Source organism: Arthrobacter agilis (assembly GCF_006494655.1).
Classification (GTDB): domain Bacteria; phylum Actinomycetota; class Actinomycetes; order Actinomycetales; family Micrococcaceae; genus Arthrobacter_D; species Arthrobacter_D agilis.
Map to the genome: position 1 here is coordinate 127045 of NZ_VHIM01000006.1, position 17856 is coordinate 144900.

The 17856-nt window shown below is 71.2% G+C and carries 18 protein-coding genes; 4 read left to right on the forward strand and 14 right to left on the reverse strand.

The features are described 5' to 3' along the window. Positions 1 to 110 precede the first annotated feature (110 nt). Positions 111 to 1145, forward strand: coding sequence for a serine/threonine-protein kinase (locus tag FJV46_RS10850; protein ID WP_087027344.1), 1035 nt, complete (start codon positions 111 to 113; stop codon positions 1143 to 1145). 103 nt (positions 1146 to 1248) lie between these two features. On the opposite strand, the gene FJV46_RS15320 is transcribed toward FJV46_RS10850, so the two are convergent. The 5 genes from FJV46_RS15320 to FJV46_RS10870 form a co-directional block, all read right to left on the reverse strand. Next, the gene (locus tag FJV46_RS15320) at positions 1249 to 1413 is read right to left on the reverse strand and encodes a hypothetical protein (RefSeq protein ID WP_170212735.1); all 165 of its coding nucleotides are present in this window, start codon (positions 1411 to 1413) and stop codon (positions 1249 to 1251) included. 69 nt (positions 1414 to 1482) lie between these two features. Then, a complete protein-coding gene (locus FJV46_RS10855) occupies positions 1483 to 2820 on the reverse strand; it encodes an MFS transporter (protein WP_087027342.1) in 1338 nt (445 codons plus the stop codon). Positions 2821 to 2891: 71 nt separating this feature from the next. Next, entirely contained in the window at positions 2892 to 5966 is a 3075-nt protein-coding gene (locus FJV46_RS10860; RefSeq protein WP_087027340.1) for an AAA family ATPase, read from the reverse strand. A 9-nt stretch (positions 5967 to 5975) separates the two neighbouring features. Next, positions 5976 to 7139: an exonuclease SbcCD subunit D gene (locus FJV46_RS10865; RefSeq protein ID WP_087027338.1), complete on the reverse strand. Its 1164-nt coding sequence runs from the start codon at positions 7137 to 7139 to the stop codon at positions 5976 to 5978. A gap of 68 nt (positions 7140 to 7207) precedes the next feature. Further along, positions 7208 to 8098, reverse strand: coding sequence for an aquaporin (locus FJV46_RS10870; RefSeq protein WP_158250123.1), 891 nt, complete (start codon positions 8096 to 8098; stop codon positions 7208 to 7210). A gap of 152 nt (positions 8099 to 8250) precedes the next feature. Between FJV46_RS10870 and FJV46_RS10875 the strand changes: the two genes are divergently transcribed. After that, positions 8251 to 9297 (forward strand): ADP-ribosylglycohydrolase family protein, encoded by a 1047-nt coding sequence (locus FJV46_RS10875; RefSeq protein ID WP_087027337.1) that lies wholly within the window; start codon positions 8251 to 8253, stop codon positions 9295 to 9297. Positions 9298 to 9416: 119 nt separating this feature from the next. Further along, positions 9417 to 10331 carry an SDR family NAD(P)-dependent oxidoreductase gene (locus tag FJV46_RS10880; RefSeq protein WP_087027336.1) on the forward strand — a complete coding sequence of 305 codons (915 nt, stop codon included), beginning with the start codon at positions 9417 to 9419 and terminating at the stop codon, positions 10329 to 10331. 34 nt (positions 10332 to 10365) lie between these two features. Here the strand turns inward: FJV46_RS10880 and FJV46_RS10885 are convergent, their stop codons facing one another. Further along, positions 10366 to 11358 (reverse strand): exonuclease domain-containing protein, encoded by a 993-nt coding sequence (locus tag FJV46_RS10885; RefSeq protein WP_087027335.1) that lies wholly within the window; start codon positions 11356 to 11358, stop codon positions 10366 to 10368. Between the two features lie 95 nt (positions 11359 to 11453). Here FJV46_RS10885 and FJV46_RS10890 point away from each other — a divergent pair, with 95 nt between their 5' ends. After that, on the forward strand, positions 11454 to 12152 hold the full coding sequence (locus FJV46_RS10890; protein WP_087027334.1) for an HAD family hydrolase: 699 nt from the start codon (positions 11454 to 11456) through the stop codon (positions 12150 to 12152). Here FJV46_RS10890 and FJV46_RS10895 read toward each other — a convergent pair. The 8 genes from FJV46_RS10895 to clpS all read right to left on the reverse strand — a co-directional run bounded on the left by FJV46_RS10895 (position 12130) and on the right by clpS (position 17797). Beyond that, positions 12130 to 12819: a GNAT family N-acetyltransferase gene (locus tag FJV46_RS10895; protein WP_232008405.1), complete on the reverse strand. Its 690-nt coding sequence runs from the start codon at positions 12817 to 12819 to the stop codon at positions 12130 to 12132. The two genes, FJV46_RS10890 and FJV46_RS10895, sit on opposite strands and share 23 nt — an antisense overlap. Then, entirely contained in the window at positions 12816 to 13496 is a 681-nt protein-coding gene (locus tag FJV46_RS10900; RefSeq protein WP_232008693.1) for a DedA family protein, read from the reverse strand. Before FJV46_RS10900 ends, FJV46_RS10895 begins: the two co-directional genes overlap by 4 nt. A 129-nt stretch (positions 13497 to 13625) precedes the next feature. Then, complete coding sequence (gene rdgB / locus FJV46_RS10905; protein WP_087027333.1) at positions 13626 to 14252, reverse strand: RdgB/HAM1 family non-canonical purine NTP pyrophosphatase; 627 nt, start codon at positions 14250 to 14252, stop codon at positions 13626 to 13628. Further along, positions 14245 to 15033, reverse strand: a complete 789-nt coding sequence (rph, locus tag FJV46_RS10910) for a ribonuclease PH (RefSeq protein WP_087027331.1) — start codon at positions 15031 to 15033, stop codon at positions 14245 to 14247. The genes rdgB and rph overlap by 8 nt, the downstream gene beginning before the upstream one ends. An 81-nt stretch (positions 15034 to 15114) precedes the next feature. After that, a complete protein-coding gene (locus tag FJV46_RS10915) occupies positions 15115 to 15912 on the reverse strand; it encodes an MBL fold metallo-hydrolase (protein WP_087027329.1) in 798 nt (265 codons plus the stop codon). Further along, positions 15909 to 16820 carry a glutamate racemase gene (murI, locus tag FJV46_RS10920; protein ID WP_087027328.1) on the reverse strand — a complete coding sequence of 304 codons (912 nt, stop codon included), beginning with the start codon at positions 16818 to 16820 and terminating at the stop codon, positions 15909 to 15911. The genes FJV46_RS10915 and murI overlap by 4 nt, the downstream gene beginning before the upstream one ends. An 85-nt stretch (positions 16821 to 16905) precedes the next feature. After that, a complete protein-coding gene (locus FJV46_RS10925; protein ID WP_087027325.1) occupies positions 16906 to 17481 on the reverse strand; it encodes a DUF2017 domain-containing protein in 576 nt (191 codons plus the stop codon). Positions 17482 to 17488: 7 nt separating this feature from the next. Continuing rightward, positions 17489 to 17797, reverse strand: a complete 309-nt coding sequence (gene clpS / locus FJV46_RS10930; protein WP_087027587.1) for an ATP-dependent Clp protease adapter ClpS — start codon at positions 17795 to 17797, stop codon at positions 17489 to 17491. Positions 17798 to 17856 lie beyond the last annotated feature (59 nt).

Here is a 17856-nt window from a genome sequence, read left to right on the forward strand (position 1 = left end):
CCGGTAACCCTGGTCCGGGCGTGGAGCGAGGCTATACTCGACAATGATCAGCGGCCTTACTGTGGGGCTCGTCGACGATCGCCATCACAACCTGTCAGGGGAGGACACCCATGGATGTGCTCCTTGCTGACCGCTACCAGACCACGGCCCTGCTGGGCGTCGGCGGGGCCGCGTCGGTCTACCGGGCCACCGACCACAATCTCGGCAGGGACGTCGCCGTCAAGGTGTTCAATCCGACCACGGCCGACGACGACAACTACCGACGCCAGCACACCGAGACGATGCTGCTCAGCACCCTCAATCACCCTGGTCTCGTCACGCTGCACGATGCCGGGATGCACGTCGATCCGGAGGGACGCACCACGGGCTTCCTGGTGATGGAGCTCGTGGACGGCGAGGATCTCCGCCACCTGCTCAAGCGCGGTCCCCTACCTGCGGAGGACGTGGCCCAGCTGGGCGCTGATCTGGCCGACGCGCTCGCCTACATCCACTCCGAGGGTGTGGTCCACCGGGACGTGAAGCCTGCCAACATCCTGATGTTCCACAGCGGTGACAACGGCACGCGCCTCTACCCCAAACTCACCGACTTCGGTATCGCCCGCATGGTCGACGCCACCATGGCGACGGCGGTCGGAGCAACGATCGGGACGGCGAACTACCTCAGCCCCGAACAGGCCAAGGGTGACTCGCTGGACGAACGGAGCGACATCTATTCGCTGGGCCTGGTGCTCCTCGAATGCCTCACCGGCGAGAAGGCATTTCCCGGGCCGGTGGTGGAGGCGGCTCTCGCACGCCTCCTGCGCGACCCGGAGGTGCCGGACTCCCTCGGCCCCGACTGGAGCGAGCTCCTCAGCAGGATGACGGCGAGGGACCCGGAGCAACGACCCTTCGCCCACGACGTCGCTTTGCGCCTGCGGAGGCACGACGACGAACACCCGGCACCCGCCTCGGCGGCAGCCGGCACCCGCGCCGCGGTGGAGACGGGGACGGGCCGAAGGGGAGACGCTTCCGGCGAGGAGCACGACGCGCCGACGGGCGACTCCCCCACCGGCGGGGTCATGACAGGCGGGGTCGTCACCGGCAACATCCATATCCCGGAACCGCCGCAGCACGCGCCGAGCGTCAGTACTCGCCCCGTCTCCTGAGCAGACAGCAGCCCCGGCGGATCCCGTCCGTCGGGGCTGCTGGCGATGCTTCGACGATGCACACTCCTCGAGCCGCTCCGTCGAACTCCCGCGTCCCCAGAATCTAGGACGCGTCGCCGTCGTCCTCTTCGGGCTCGAAGGAGCTGGGCTCCTCCGTTGCGCCCGCCGCCACACCGTCGCCGTGCGACGGGATGGTCCCCTCCGGACCCGCGCCGTCCCGATCGTCGTTCTTCCCGGTCTGTTCGCGCTCGGTTCCCTCGCTGCTCATGCAGTCCTCCTGGGTCGTGGATGGTCCAACGATCCTATGCGCCACACCGGGCGAAGGACAGCCGACTGATCATCGTGCGGCCCCCTCCACCGGCGCCGTACGGCTGCCCCTGAGGACCGCGGCCGTCGCGATGCCGAGCAGGAGCAGCGTTCCGGCAGCCGCTGCGGGAACCACGGCAGCCCGCTCCGCTCCGCCTGCCTCCGCCAACGCCCCGGCGAGCCCCGCGCCGAGGGCCGTCCCGGCGACGATCCCGCTCGCAAGGAGCGTCATGACCGTGCCGATGCGGCGCTCCGGGGCTACCTCCGCCCCGATGGAGAAGATGGTGACCATGGTGGGCCCCACGAAGATCCCGAGGCCGAGCAGGACGGCGACCATGGCGGGCACGGACGGCGGTACCACCAGGGCGAGCGCGGCCAGGGCCATGCCGCCCGCCGACACCATCCAGCGGGCCGGGTGACCGAAGGCCTGCGGCCAGTAGGCGACGGACAGGGCGGCGACCGCGGAGCTCAGGCCCATCACGGCATACAGCAGACCCGAAGCCTCTGCCGCGTCGAACTGCCCGGTGAACGCGGTCAGGAAGGTCTGCGTGGACCCGAAGAAGGTGCCCATGGCGATCATCCCCGCGATCGGCAGCAGGACGAGCGCCGTACGCGTGCCGTCCTCGCCGGCGGTGGATGTTCCCCCCGCGACGGCGCTCCGGGCGCGGTCGGAGAAGGTCACTGTGTGATGCAGGGCGAATGCGCTGACGAGCGTGATGGTCAGCGCCGCCGCGAGCGCGAGGGGCACCCATGGCGCGATCAGGCTGGCGAGCAGACCCACGAGGGCCGGCCCGAGGACGAAGGTGAGCTCGTCGGCGGTGCCCTCGTAGGACAGGGCGGTGTCCAGGGCCGAGCGGGGGCGACGACGCGTCATCGCCATCCAGCGCACGCGGGCGAGGGGCCCGATCTGCGGGCAGGTGAAGCCCATGGCGAAGGACGCGCTGAGCACGAGCACGAGCGCACTGCCCGAGAAGTCGGCGGTCGTCGAGGCGATGATGAGCAGGGCGCCGATGGCGAGCGTGTTCAGGACCGCCGATACCAGGAGCACGATCCGCTGGCCGTGCCTGTCGGCGAGGCCCCCGAGGAGCGGCGCTCCCAGTGCCGAGCCGATGCCGACCGCTCCGGCGGCGAAACCACCCGCAGCGTAGGAACCGCTGGCGGTCGTGACGAGGGTGAGGGCCCCGACGGTCAGCATCGCCAGCGGCAGCCGCGCGAAGAGCCCGATGACGAGGAAGGATGCTCCTGCGAGGTGCGGGAGGACGCCGAATCGACCGAGGCGGGAGCGTCGCTCAGCTCCTGCGTCCGGTGTTGGCGTCGATGAGGGTGGCGAGGATGGGACCGGCGATGCCGGTGAAGGTGTCCTGTACATGGTCTTTTCGGGGTGCGTCGAAAGCGCATCGTCCCTCCTCCCGATGCGCACAACCCGGTAACGCGTAGATTCTACACGGCCGCGGTCTGCTCCACGAAGCGGAGAGTCGACCCTTGCCGTCCCTTCACCACCTGCAACTGGGCACCGATCCGCTGCTTCAGTTCGGGCACGTGACTGACGAGTCCGACGACACGCCCGCCGCTGCGAAGGCCGTCGAGGGCGTCCATCACCTGTTCCAGCGCTTGGTCGTCGAGCGAGCCGAAGCCTTCGTCGACGAAGAGTGTCTCGATGTCCAGACCCCCGGCTTCCTGCTGCACCACGTCGGCGAGGCCGAGCGCAAGGGCAAGCGAGGCCATGAAGGACTCCCCGCCGGAGAGCGTCGAGGTGTCGCGGCGGTTTCCGGTCCAGCCGTCGATCACGTTCAGGCCCAGACCGGACCGCCTGTTGCCCGCCGTCGCATCACTGTGGACCAGCTGATAGCGGCCGTCCGACATCTGCAGCAGCCGCTCCGTGGCCGCGTCCGCGACCTGTTCGAGCCGGGAGGCGAGGACGTAGGTGGCGAGGGACATCTTGTAGAGGTTCTCCCCGCCCCCGCGCGCCGTCTCGGCGACGGAGAGCGCAAGGGACACCTCCGCGCGCAACGGCGCGGCGCTGCGCTCCAGATCCGCGAACCGGCGTGAGTAGGACTCCAGCTGGGCGACGGAGTGACCGAGCACCTCGGCGCCGACGACGGCTCGTTGGGCCCGGCCGCGCAGATCGGCGGCTGCCGTCCTCGCGTCCGTCTCGTCCGCCTCGCTCGGCGGATGGGGGTTCTCCTGTTCCTCCTGCAGTGTCTCCTGGACCGCTGCATCCTCCCAGGCGGCGTCGAGCCGGTGGCCTGCGATCACGTACTCCCCCAGCACCCGCCCGATCCCGGCGAGGCGATCATCGGGGATCAGGGCGTCCCGAGCCTGGGAGGCGGTCTCGAACACGCTCAGGAGCAGGGCTTCGCCGAGCCGCCGCCGGCTCTCACCCCGGTTCTCCTCGGCGCGATCGGCTGCTTCCGCTGCCTGTCGGAGGGCCTCGAGCCGTCGGGATGCCTGCTGGACCTCGTCCACGCGCTCGGACAGCGACGACGCCGCCGCTCGCAGGGCCGCGATCCGCTCACCGAGCGCCGATTCCTGGTCCGTCAGCGACGCCCGCCGCTGGTCGACCTCCACCCTCTCCCGGTGCAGTGCCTCCCGGTCGGTCCGCGCGCGGTCCTCCTCTGCGTCCACGCCCGCCAGTCGCTGCTCGAGCGCGACGCACTCCCGGCGTGCCGCGTCCGCTTTCTCGACCCTTGAGCGCGCCAGGCGGCTCGCGGCCGCAGCGGCCTCCGGCTCGTCGGAGCCGCCCCCGGCTGCGAGCTCCGCCAGACGGAGCCGGATGCGGTCGCGTTCGTCCCGGGCCGACTGGAGGGCAGCCTCCGCCTCGGCCTGCAGACGCCGTGCTCCCTGTTCCTCCTCGAGCGACACGCGGCGACCCGCGTGGCTCGAGACGGGGGCCGGGTGCGCGGGGCTGCCGCAGACCGGGCAGGGGTCGCCGTCGCGCAGTGCATCGGCGAGTTCCTGGGCGGCCTGTTCGAGCCGGAGCTGCAGGGCGTCGAGCCACGCCTCCTTCAGGCGGAGGAAGTGCCCGGAGGCAGACGCCCACACAGTCTCCGCCGCAACCAGCCGCTGTTGCTCCGACGCGTACTGCCCCACGACGTCCTCGGCGCTCAGGGCCCGCGCCAGATCCTCGCGCAGGCCCGTCAGCCCGTCCGCCGCGGCCCGCCGGTCATCGAGCGCACGCGTGTCCTGCGCCCGGCCCTCCTGCAGATCAGTGATCGATCGATCCGCAGCAAGGATGTCTGCGTCGAGACGGGCGGCCTCCTCGTCCAGCCGCCGCCGATCAGCGCGGACGCGGAGCAGGAGCTTCTCGTCCGGCAACGCCGCGCGCAGGACGGCCAGGGCCGCGGACGACGACGCGCATGCCTCCACCAGTGCCGCCTGCAGTGCGGGCCGAGGCACGTCCTCCGCCAGGGCGTCCGGCGCGAGATACTCTCCCACCGTTGCGTGTCGCAGTGCTCGCTCACGTGCTTCCCGATAGTCCTCGTCGGCGCGCCGGTACCCGGACTCGGCGTCCTCCTCCAATTCGAGGAGCGCCGCGAGCCCGCTGGCCTGGTCGTGCCGCTCCTTCTCCCGGGTCAGGTGCGCCATCTCCTCCGCTCGGCTCCCGTGCTGTCGACGCTGTTCCCTGAGGTGGGCCAGCGTTCGGAATCGTTCTCGACGGCGGGTCAGCGCGGCGAGGGCTCCGTCCGCGAGCGCGCTCTGCTCGGTGAGCTCGGTGCTCTCGGCCGCCGCCTGCTCCCACCGGGCGCTCAGGGCCCGTGTCAGCTCCGCCATGGTCGCGGCCCACCCGGCCGACGAGGAGGCGTCCGCGGTCGGGTCCGCTGTCAGGTTCGTGGTGGCGAGGTCGTGCCGTTCCGCCTCCTCGACGGCGCGCAGGAAGAGGTTCCGCTGGTGGTCCTCCTGCTCGGCGAGGCGCCGTGCCAGGGCCTGGCTCTCCTCGGTGAAGAGCCGCTCGAGGTCCTCGAAGCGTGTGGTCGAGAACAGTCGCTGCAGCAGCTCCCGCCGAGTCTTCGCGTCCGCGCGGAGGAACGCGGCGAATTCCCCCTGCGGAAGCATCACCACCTTCGTGAACTGTTCCTTGTCCATTCCGAGGAGGGCCTGCACCTCGAGCCCCACCTCGTCGTTCCGGGCCGACATCTGGACCCACTCCCCGGTCTTCCACTCGCTGAGGAGGGTCCGGGCCTGCTCGGTGGTGGTCCCGCTCCCCCTGCGCGCCGGCCGCTCCCAGGCGGGCGAGCGCACGATCCGGAAGCGCCGGCCTGCCACCGAGAACTCGAGGCAGACCTCGGGGGCCACCGACTCCGCGGCGTGATCGCTGCGCAGCCGCTTGGTCGCCTGGCGGGCGCCGGGCACGGAGCCGTAGAGCGCGAAGCACACGGCATCCAGGACGCTGGACTTGCCGGCGCCCGTCGGTCCGTTCAGCAGGAACAGGCCCTGGCTGGACAGCGCATCGAACGGTACGCTCTGTCGCTCTGCGAAGGGCCCGAAGGCCTGGATCTCGAGCTGGTGGATTCTCATTGCGCCGACCTACCGTTCATGAGCGAGGCTCAGTGCTGTTCCGACGGTGCGTCGGATGAGGGCCCGCTCCTCCTCGGAGGCGGCACGACCCCTGACGTGGTCGAGGAACCCGCAGCAGATGTCGGAATCGTCGCCTGCCTCGGCGATGCGCTGACTGTAGGTCCGAGTGTCCGCGACGCCGCCGCCCTCCGGCTCGAAGGCCAGGACGAGCGTGTCCGGGAATCGGGCCCTGAGGCGCTCCATGGCTCGCGCGGGCCGTTCGGCGTCGGTGAGGGTGATGTGGCAGTAGGCCCCCTCCGCTTCCGTCAGGTCGTCGCGGACCAGCAGTTCCTCGAGGCGTCCGGTGAGGATCGCCAGGTCCCTCGGGGCGGGCCACTCGATCTCCCGGACGGCGGAGATGCCCTCTGCCTCCACGTCCACGAGCCACGCCCCTTTCGCCTGGTGTGCTTCCGAGAACGAGTACCTGAGCGGCGACCCGGAGTACCGCACCGTCTCGGACAGCCGCTGGCGTCCGTGCAGGTGCCCCAGGGCCGTGTAGTCGAAGTCGTCGAAGAGGGCGAGGGGCACCGACCCGAGGCCACCGACGGCCAGTTCACGCTCACTGTCGCTGCTCGCTCCGCCCGCGGCGAAGGTGTGGGCCATGACGACCGAGACGACGCGGCGGCTCCGCCGGCGCTCGACGAGATCGGCCCGAATGCGTCCGAGCGCGGCCTCGGTGACCGCCGTGTGCGTCGCGGAGTCCGCCTCGAGCGCGGCGGCGACCATGCGTGGCTCGAGATACGGCACGCCGTAGATCGCGAGGTCGATGTCCGGACCGAGCGACCGCACGACGGGTACCGCGATGTCCTCGATCCGCGTGCGCAGATGAACGCCGCCACGGGCGAGGACGCGCCCCCCAAACCCGAGCCGCGTGGCCGAATCGTGGTTCCCGCTGGAAATGACGACCTCCGCGCCGGCAACCGTCAGCCGGTCGAGCGCGTCGTCGAACAGGGCGACGACGTCCACGGCGGGCAGCGCACGGTCGTAGACGTCACCGGCGACGAGGACGACGTCGACCCCCTCCTCACGCACGGTCTTCTCCAGATTGTCGACGAAGATGCGTTGCGCGTCGAGGGTCCCCGTCCCGTGGAACGATCGGCCCAGGTGCCAGTCGGAGGTGTGGAGGATCTTCATGATTTTCACGCTACCGCTGCTTGCCGACATTCCACGGACGCAGGGCTCGGCGGGGCCCGGTCCCGCGCTCAGCGCTCCGCCGACGGCGCATCGGGCGCCGCGGGCGTGCCGGGTGCGTCCGCACTGCTGTCGGCGGCGCCCTCGTTCCCTTCGGCATCCGCCGCGTCCAGGGAGGACGCCGTGCCGCTCGGCCTGCGGGTTCCGGAAGCCCTGACGCTGCGGTACACCAGTCCGGCGATCGCTCCTCCCACGAGCGGCGCCGCCCAGAACAGCCAGAGCTGCCCGAGCGCCCAGGGCTCGGCGAAGACGGCCGAGGCGCTGGCGCGCAGCGGGTTGAGCGCGCCGTTGGTCACCGGCAGCAGGAACGAGAGGAGCCCGGCGAACGTCAGACCGACGGCGAACGGCGCCAGCTCGCCGCCCCCACGGCGGGCGGTTGCCCCGAGGAAGACGGCGACGAGGAGGGCTGTGGCGACGACCTCGAGGAGGAAGGCGCTGGTCAGCGGGAACTGCGCGGGTGAGTGCTCGCCGAATCCGTTGGACGCGGAGCTGAAGAAGGACCGGATGCCCGAGAGCTGCGGATTCGCGCTCAGGACCAGCCAGATCAGGCCGGACGCCGCGAGCGCCCCGACCACCTGCGCCAGGAGGTACGGGACCACCGACCGCCACGCAGTGCGGCCCGCGAGCGCCGAGCCGATCGTGATCGCGGGGTTGAAGTGGCCGCCAGACACGTGTCCGAAGGCGATCATCGCCGCGACCACGGCAAACCCGAAGACGAGGCTCGGCTGGATGGACGTCTCCGTGGCCAGCATGGTCGCTCCGAGTCCCGCGAGGATGACGAGGAAGGAGCCGGCGCCTTCGGCGACGGAGCGAGGGACGAGCCCTGCAGGACGCTTCCCGTCATGGGCCAGCCCCTCGCGGATGGCTGGCACCGCAGAGCCGGTCGTGGTGTGTGTGATCAATGCGTCATCCTTCGGTCGAGGTGTGCGGGCGGTCGTCCGGATGAACGCCGCGGACCGCCGTCGAGCCTTGCACCCGGGTCTGGGCGGTTGCTGGGAAGCCTCCTGCGCGCGGACCCGTCGGCCGCGCTCCGTTCCCTCCCTAGACTGGAGGGGTGACCACAGACAGCTCCCCGCCCGTCCCACCCACCGACGCCGTACCGGGCCCGGGCTCCGGCGACGCCCCTGGTCCGGCCGGCGCGGCAACGTCTGCCGACCGCGTGCTCGGGTGCCTGCTGGGCACGATGGCCGGTGACGCCTACGGGGTGCTGCATGCCGCGGGTGAAGACCCCACCGCAGCTTTGCGCGATCCCACCGATCTGAGGGTGTCCGATGCGACCCAGCTGACCCTCTACACCGTGGACGGGCTCGTCGATGCTCTCGAGTGGGCCAACGACGGCGTGGCGGCGGACGAGACGGCCTGCCTGTGGCTCGCCTACCTCCGCTGGCTCGTCCGGCAGGGTGAATCCCTGCCGGCCAACGCCCCGGCGGCCCCGGCCCGATGGCTCGACCGGCAGGAGGGACTCCTGCCGGTGCGGGACCCCGATGCCGAGACGATGCGTGCCCTCCGCACCGGAGAGATGGGGACGCGCGCACGTCCCCTCAACCTCCAGGCGGACGGCGCCGGCGCGCTCATGCGGTCAGCGCCCTTCGGGCTGGTGCCGCGCATCCCGGAGAGCATGGTCGAACGCCTGACCGTCGATGCTGCGGCCCTGACACACGGCGGCGACGGTGCGCGAACCACGGCGGCCCGCTTCAGCGCGATCGTCCGTGCCCTGGCCATCGACGGCCTCGCCCTCGACGAGGCCGTGCATCGCGGAGGGGGCGACGCGCACGAGCCCGCCACTGCCCGAGCCGCGGACGGTGCGATCCCTGCCGAGGGGACGACGGCGGAGGCGGTGTTCGACTCCGCCCTGCAGTCCGTCCTGGTGCGCGCGGAGGGACAGTCGTCGCCGCAGGAGCATCTTGCGGCCGCACTTGCCCATGCTGCCGCCGGGCGATCCGACGCATCCGCCCCTGTCCGGGCATCTCTGGCCGGCGGACTGGTGGGCGCCCTCCATGGCACCGCTGCGCTCCCGGCCGCCTATCTCGAGGCCCCGGGCGTCGCCGCCGTGGTCCGGGGGATGGCGCGCTCCCTCCTGAAGGCCACCACGGGGACCTGACGTCGACGGGTCGGGGTCGCGCTCGGACGACCCGCGAACCGGACACACCTCCGTGGCGGCACCACCGGCACCGCCCTGTCCGTCCCTGCCCCTTCCTTCGGAAGGCCTACGCTGGCACCATGTGGAAGCCCTCCGATCTCCCCCGCCTCACCGGTCGTCGCGTCCTCGTCACGGGAGGCAATGCCGGGCTCGGCTACTTCGCCTCTGAACAACTCGCCGGCGCCGGCGCATCCGTGGTCATGGCGTCCCGCAGCGAGGACAAGGCCCGGCGTGCCATCGACGCCATCCGCAGCCGGTTTCCGCGGGCGGACGTCACGTTCCAGGCCCTCGACCTCGCGGACCTCCGATCCGTGCGTGCAGCGGCGGACACGGTGGCGGCCGGACCGCCGCTCGCAGCGCTCGTCGCCAACGCGGGGGTGGTCGGTGCGGCCCGCCGCCGGACCACGGCGGACGGCTTCGAACTCCAGTTCGGCACCAACCACCTCGGCCACTACGCCCTGGTGGCGCTCCTGCTGCCCACCCTCTCGGCGGCGAGCACACGGATCGTCCACCTCGGCAGTATCAGCCACCGCTGGGCGCACCTGACGCCGTCGAGCCTGCAGCCCGCGACCTACCGCAACGCGCGCGCGTACGCGACGTCGAAGCTCGCCGTGATGGCCTTCGGGTTCGAGCTGGCCCGCCGGCTCGACCTGTCGCGCAGCACCGCGACCAGCGTGGTGGCACACCCGGGATTCGCGCTCGGGATGCTCACACCACCCCGGCCCGGTGTCGCAGCGCACGAGGACGCGCCGCTGTGGCGGCAGCGGATCCTGCAGCCCGTCGCACAGGGCAAGGACGAGGGGGCCTGGCCTCTGGTCAGGGCGGCGGTGGACACCACCATCCCCAACGGCGCGTACTGCGGTCCCGACGGCTGGTTCCAGCTCCGGGGCCGCCCCGCCGTGGTCGAGGCGAAGCCGCACGCGCGAGAGAGCAATGCGGCGTCACGCCTTCTCGATCTCTCGGCCGAGCTCACCGGGATCGCGCTGCGCGTCTGATCGCGGCTACGGGCTGCGCGGCCGCCCGCCCGGTCTACGCCGGCCCGCCCGTGCGGCTGCCGCCGGTCAGCTGCAGGAACTCCGCCTCGGACAGGACCTCGATCTCCTGGCCCCGCTCGTGGAGTTCCAGGACCCGCCGCGCCTTGCCGGTGACGCGTCCGTCGCGCAGATCCGAAGCCACGAAGCCGTCCCCCACCACGAGCACCGTGGTGCGGCGGGTCACCGAGCTGGCGGGCTGTGCGCCCAGGCGGGCCGCGCGTTCCTTGGCCTGTGGACGGGGGATGCCGAGGTTGCCGGTGAAGACGACGGTCTGCCCGTACAGCGGATGGCGCGGGTCCGCCTGGGCGTTGGCGTGCGGATTGGCGCCCTCCTCGGGCCAGCCGGCCCAGCCCACGGGTGAGGTTCCGCGGCCCAGCGCCGTCCGCGTGGCCTTCGACAGATCGTCGAGCCCGGGCTCGTAGGGATCGGCACGCGACAGTGGGAGACCGTGGGCCCCCAGGACGTCCTCGACGGTCGGCGCGTCGTAGCGGCGGGCGATGTCGATCAGGATCCCGGCGCAGGCACGCGCGTCCTCGACGGCGTCGTGATGGTTCACCAGCGGCACACCCGCCGCCTCGGCGACGAACGGCAGGGAGTAGGACGGGAGCGAGTAGCTTCTGCGGGAGAGCACGACGGTGCACGTGTAGTCCCATGCGGGACCGGCGAGCGCCGAGACCTCGAGAGCCGAACGGATCACGCCGAGATCGAAGGCCGCGTTGTGCGCGACCAGCACGTCGGAGCCGATGAAGCCGCCGATCTCGGGGAACAGCTCCCCGAACCGCGGTGCGTCGACGACCATCCCCGCCGTGATCCCGTGGATGGCGACGTTCCGTGCGTCGAAGTGGTCGTGGCCCTCGGGAGGGCGCATGAGCCAGGACGCCTCCTCCACGATCCGGCCGTCGCGAACCTTGGTGAGACCCACCGCGCAGGGCGAACCGCGGAAGCCGTTCGCTGTCTCGAAGTCGATGGCCGTGAACGCGATTCCCACGTCCTCCAGTTTACTGCCGCCCACCCCCGCGATCGTTCACGCAACGTTCACCGCGTCTCCGGCGCGGGCGGGACCACGGCGCCCTACCCTGAACCATGGCACGCAACGACAGCTCCCGCCGGTGGTACCTCTTCGACTACGGCAACGTGATCTCCACAGCACCCACCCCGGAGGACTGGGAGGTCCTCGCCGAGGCGACCGGCACCGCGGATCTCCAGTCACCCACCTCGCGCTACTGGCTCCACCGGTACGCCTACGACGCCGGGGCGGTCACCGCCGACGAGTACTGGACCCTGGTCTGCGGCGAATCCGTGAGCCGGACCCGCGCGGCCTGGTTGGACGCCCTGGACGGGAACCAGTGGTCCCACCCCAACCTCGAGACCCTCGATGTGCTCGAGGATCTGGAGGCCCGGGGCGAACAGCTCGCCCTGCTCTCCAACATGCCCGCGGCCATGGTGTCGCAGCACGCCGACGCTCCCTGGACGCGGTTGTTCCGCCACCTGTTCTTCAGCTCCTCGCTGCGGCTCGTCAAGCCGACGCCCGCGGTCTTCGAACACGTCCTCGCCGAGCTGGGTGCGGATCCGGCCCGGGTGATCTTCGTGGACGACTCGCCCCAGAACATCGCGGCGGCGGCAGCACTCGGCCTCGACGCCCGCCTGTTCTCGCCGGCGGCCGATCTCTCCGCCATGCTCGCCCGGCCCGACTCCGCCGCACCTGGCCGGCGACCGGAGGATCTACCCGCGAGCGCTGCCCGGGGCCTGCAGCCCGTGGTCAGCTCTGCCGTCCCGGAATGAGCTGGGCGAGGACGGGCTCCAGACCCTCGACCTCGGCCGTCCAGGGGGGCCGCACGAAGTCCTCGCGGTCCAGCAGGAGGTTCTGCTGGAGCTCCACCTCGCCACGCCTGGCCTCGACCAGCGTGGTCCCGTTGTCCCTGTACCCCAGTCGGCGTGACACGCCGAGGGACGCCCGGTTCCACGACGCGGCCTCGGACACGGCGGAGGTGGCGCCCAGCCGGTCGAAGGCGAACTGCAGGACGGCGGAGCGCATCTCGGTGCCGATGCCGCACCCCTGGGCCTGTCGCGTGAGCCACGAACCCGACCCCACCCGGCGCAGCAGCGGGAAGGATCGGGCCACGAGGTCCTGGATCCCGACGACGCGCCCCTCGTGCAGCACCACGAAGTTGAGGGTCCAGGACTCGACCGAGACCTGCGCCCTCGTGCGCCACTGGTGCTTCGCGGTCTCGAGGATGAGCACGTCGCGGGGCGCGTCGGTCCACGGCACGCTGAACGGCATCTCCGCGGGGTCGTGGATGCCTGCGAGCACGGCGTCGACGAGCTCGGGGAGGTGGGCGTCGCGGACGGGCGTGAGCACCAGCCGCGGTGTGCGGATGACCAGCCCGAAGGGCGGCCAGATCCCTGCCAGCGGGTCGGCCACCCCGCCGCCGGAACCGTCCGGACTCACGACTCCCGCTTCCTGATCCGGTACGTGCGCACCTTGGACACGACGAACCAGACGGCGAACAGCACGACGGCGACGATCACGAGCCGCTGGAACGTGTTCGCGTACTGCTCGACGACCTCCCAGTTCTCGCCGAGGTAGAAGCCGGCGAGGACGAAGACCGAGTTCCAGATCAGGCTGCCGGAGGTGGTCAGCAGCAGGAACATGCCGAGGGGCATGCGTTCGATGCCGGCCGGGATGGACACGAGGCTTCGGAACAGCGGGATCATCCGCCCGAAGAACACGGCACGGTACCCGTGCCGGTCGAACCAGTTCTCCACCTTGTCGACGTCCTCGATGTCGATGAGCGGGACCCTGGACACGAGCCGCCGCATGCGGTCCCGGCCGAGCCACGCTCCGAGGGCGTAGAGCGCGTACGCGCCGACGACGGAGCCGAGGGTGGTCCACAGGATGGCCTCGAAGAGCGAGAAGTTGCCCCGGCTCGCCGTGAAGCCGGCGAGTGGGAGGATCACCTCGCTCGGCAGTGGAGGGAAGAGATTCTCGAGGGCGATGGCAAGGCCTGCCCCGGGGGCCCCGATGGTCTCCATGAGGTTCACGGCCCAGTCGGTGACGGCGCCGAGCGCGGACCCGTCCGACGACGTCGTGGCTGCCGCGACGTCGAGCGCCCGCGCTGTCTGGATGATGCTCACGGTGTGATCGTCCCTCTCGAGATCCGCCCCGCGGGACGGCCGGTACCTGGTGCCTGACGTTCCTGCTGGTTCCGGCGGCGGGGGCCGGTGCCGGAACTGATGTGGATCACGAGGCCACGGTCAGGCCAGCGCTGCGACGAGGTGCGGCAGGAGGGCCCGGAAGGCGATCCCGCGGTGGCTGATGGCGTTCTTCTCGGCCGCCGGCAGTTCGGCACAGCTGCGCTCCATCCCGTCGGGGACGAGAATGGGATCGTACCCGAACCCGCCCTCGCCCCGCGGCGACGCGAGGAGGGAGCCGCGGAGCTCGCCGCGTTCGGTGTGGCCGCCGGGCACACCGGGACGGGCCAGGGCTGCGGCACACACGAAGGCGGCACCCCGCCGATCGGCAGGGATGTCCCCGAGCTGGGCCAGCAGCAGCTCGAGGTTGGCGGCGTCGTCGCCGTGCCGGCCGGCCCACCGGGCGGAGAAGATGCCGGGGGCACCGCCGAGGACGTCGACGGCGAGTCCGGAATCGTCGGCGACCGCGATCAGGCCCGTGGCCCGAGCCGTCTCCTCGGCCTTCAGCTGCGCATTCTCCTCGAACGTCACGCCGCTCTCCACGACGTCGGGGGCGCCCGCTGTGGCGGCATCGATGACCTGGGTGTCGACGTCGAGTCCCGGCACCTGACCGCGCAGCAGTTCGCGCAGCTCCCGGAGCTTGCCTGCATTGCGGGTTGCGAGCACGAGGCGCGCTGTGGTGTCAGGCACCCTGGGAGTCCCGCAGTGTCTCGATCTGGATCTCGGCGAGCTGGGCGGTCCCGAGCAGCGCGAGGTCGAGCAGGGCGTCGAGTTCGGCCCGGTCGAAGGGCGCTCCCTCCGCGGTGCCCTGCACCTCGACGAACGTCCCGGAGCCGGTGACCACCACGTTCATGTCGGTCTCCGCCCGGACGTCCTCCACATAGGGCAGATCCAGCATCGGGACGCCGTCGATGATGCCCACGCTGATGGCCGCCACGGTATCGGTCAGCGGGTTGGCCGAGGCGGGGATGAGCTTCTTGTCCTTCGCGTACCGGATGGCGTCGGCCAGCGCCACGTAGGCGCCGGTGATGGCGGCGGTCCGCGTCCCGCCGTCGGCCTGGAGGACATCGCAGTCGAGGACGATCGTGTTCTCCCCCAGCGCCCTGGTGTCGATGATGGAGCGCAGGGAGCGGCCGATCAGGCGCGAGATCTCGTGCGTCCGCCCGCCGATCTTCCCCTTCACGGACTCGCGGTCCGAGCGCGTGTTGGTGGCGCGCGGCAGCATCGCGTACTCGGCGGTCACCCACCCCTTGCCCTCACCCTTGAGCCAGCGGGGAACACCGCTGGTCAGGGACGCCGTGCAGAGCACCCGCGTGTTGCCGAACTCGATCAGGGCCGACCCCTCGGCCTGCTTCGACCAGCCGCGCGTGATGCTGATGTTCCGCAGCTGGTCCGGAGCCCGTCCGTCGGCTCGGACGACGGGGGCGGCGGCAGCGGAGGGCGGGCTGGACGTGGCATTCGCGGAAGTCATGATTTCCAGTCTAGACGGGCCCGCATGGGAGCTTCCTGGCAATCCGCGGCGTGCCCGGGCGGAATGCCGGCAGGGTGGGGCTCACACCGTGTAGGAGACCCCGGCGACGGCGACCGCGAGGTGTCCGTCGTAGCTCTGCCTGGCCTCGCTGACGGCGAGATTGGCGTCGTTCCAGACCGGCAGGTGTGTGAGCAGGAGCCGTTTGGCCTCGGCGCGGGTGGCGACGACGCCGGCACGCTTGCCCGTGAGGTGGACGCCCGCGATGGCGTCGTCACGCCCCTCGTGGAAGGCCGCTTCGCACAGGAAGACATCGGCGCCGCGCGCCGCCTCCACCAGCGAGTCGCACGCGTCGGTGTCCCCGGAGTAGGTGAGGACGTGGGGCCGGCTCGCCCCGGCTGCGTCGGTCTCGGCCACCTCGACCCGCAGCGCATAGGCCTCCTCGATGGGGTGCAGCACCTGATACGGCGTGATCGAGAACGGGCCCACGGTCACGGCCACGCGGTCGCTCCAGGACCGGAAGTCGAAATCCTCGTGCATGCCGGGCTCGGGATCCAGCCCGTAGGCGCTGGCCATCCTGTCGGCCGTGTCCGCCGGCCCCCAGACGGGGATGCGCGGCATGCCCCACCCGGAGGGATCCCAGTGCACCGCGACGTGCAGGCCGCAGAGGTCCATGCAGTGGTCCGGGTGCAGATGGGAGAGGAAGACGGCGTCGATCTCCCGGAGGTCCATGTAGCGCTGGAGCGCACCGAGCGACCCGTTGCCGAGATCGAGCAGGATGCGCCAGGTGCGCCCCTCCCACTCCGCGCTGAGCAGGTAGCAGGAGGCCGGGGACTGGGGGCCCGGGAACGAGCCGCTGCACCCGACGATGGTCAGTTTCATGCTCGGCGATACCCCGCGGCGGCGATCATCTCAGGTGTGACGCGCGCGAGGCTGCCCGTCGGATACTGGGCCGCGACATGGTCCACGTGCTGCACGCTCAGCACCTCGGGACCGAGGAAGCGGCGCGCGAGGACCTCGAAGGCGGCGGCATCCCCGGTGGCGATGAAACGGTGGACACCGGGGCCGGCGCCGTCCCGTTCGAGGCCATGGGAGACCAGCGCCCGGTAGACGTCCTTCGCGGTCTCCTCCGCGCTCGAGACCAGCGTGACGTCGTCGCCCATGACGTAGGAGATGACGCCGGTGAGCAGCGGATAGTGCGTGCAGCCCAGCACGACCGTGTCCACGTCGGCAGCGCGCAGCGGTGCGAGATATTCCTCGGCCGTGCGCAGCAGGTCGGCGCCTCCCGTGATGCCCGCCTCGACGAACTCGACGAAGGCCGGACATGCCACGGAGGTCACGTCGAGATGCGGGGCAGCCGCGAACGTGTCGTCGTAGGCGCGCGAGCCGACGGTCGCCGTCGTGCCGATCACCCCGATCCGACCGGACCGGGTGGACGCGACGGCGCGGCGGACGGCGGGCTGGATGACCTCGATCACCGGGATGCCGTACCGGGCGGTGTAGCGCTCCCGCGCGTCGCGCAGGACGGCGGCCGACGCCGAGTTGCACGCGATCACGAGGAGCTTGACCCCGGAGTCCACGAGCTCGTCCATCACGCCGAGCGCGTGGGCGCGGACGCTCGCGATGGGCAACGGACCGTAGGGGCCGTTCGCGGTGTCACCCACGTACATGATCGACTCGTGGGGCAACTGGTCGATCACGGCCCTAGCGACCGTCAGTCCGCCGACGCCGGAGTCGAAGATGCCGATGGGCGCCTCGCTGCGGGTGGTGTGCTCGTGGTCTGGACTCATGATCCTCCGACCCTATTGCGTGCCGCCGATGAAAACTATCGCCCGACCCGTGGGCTGCATCACAGCCGGGCCGTCGCCGGGGCGGTCAGCGCTCGAGGCGCGCGGCCTTCAGCATGGCCTGGACGAGCGACTCCTGGAGCCAGGTGACGAAGTTGTAGACGAGGGCCAGGTAGGACTCGACGTCGTCCACGTCCTTCGAGTCGGCGATCTCGTGGAGGCGCTCGGCGTCGGCCTCCGACTCGATGGAGAGCCGGTCCGCGAGGACCAGCCTCACGTCGTTGAGGGCCTGGGCCAGGAGCCTCGCCTGCTCGTCGTTGAGTGTCACGGGGCTGGTCTCGAGGAGAAGGGCACTGGCGCGCAGGGCGCCCATCTTCTGCTCGCGCAGGGATCGCTCGGTGAGGCGGCGGAAGGCGAGCGCCTCGTCGTCGTCCCCGCGCACTGCATCGGGAAGGAGCCGCCGGACGGCGGAGTCACCCGGGGCACTCACCTCGGTGTCGGCTCCGGACATCCCGACCAGGGCCGCCAGCGGATCCTCGCTGGCAGCGGTCTCCGGTTCGAGCATGGCGACGACGTCGTCCAGCAGGGCCCGCAGCAGGCGGGCCTCGCCCGGCTCCAGTGCGCCGGTGATACCGCGGCGCGTCGACTTGAAGGATTTCGCCATGGGGCGCCTACTCGCTTCCGGCTTTTTCGAAGGTGGCCCAGAGTCCGTAGGAGTGCAGGGCCACGGTGTCCTGCTCCACCTTCTCGCGGGTACCGGAGATGACGGCGGACCTCCCCTGCTCGTGGACCTCGAGCATCAGCGTCCGCGCCTTCGACTCGGTGTACCCGAAGTAGGACTGGAACACGTAGCTGACATAGCTCATGAGATTGACGGGGTCGTTCCACACCACGACGATCCAGGGCTGGTCCGGGTCGGTCTTCTCGACCGTCCCCACCTCTTCCCGGGTGTCCGTGCCGGTTGCAAAGCCTACTGTCATACCCCTCATTCTAGGTGGACGCACCCCCGCGTACCGGCCGGGTACTCCTACAGCGGACA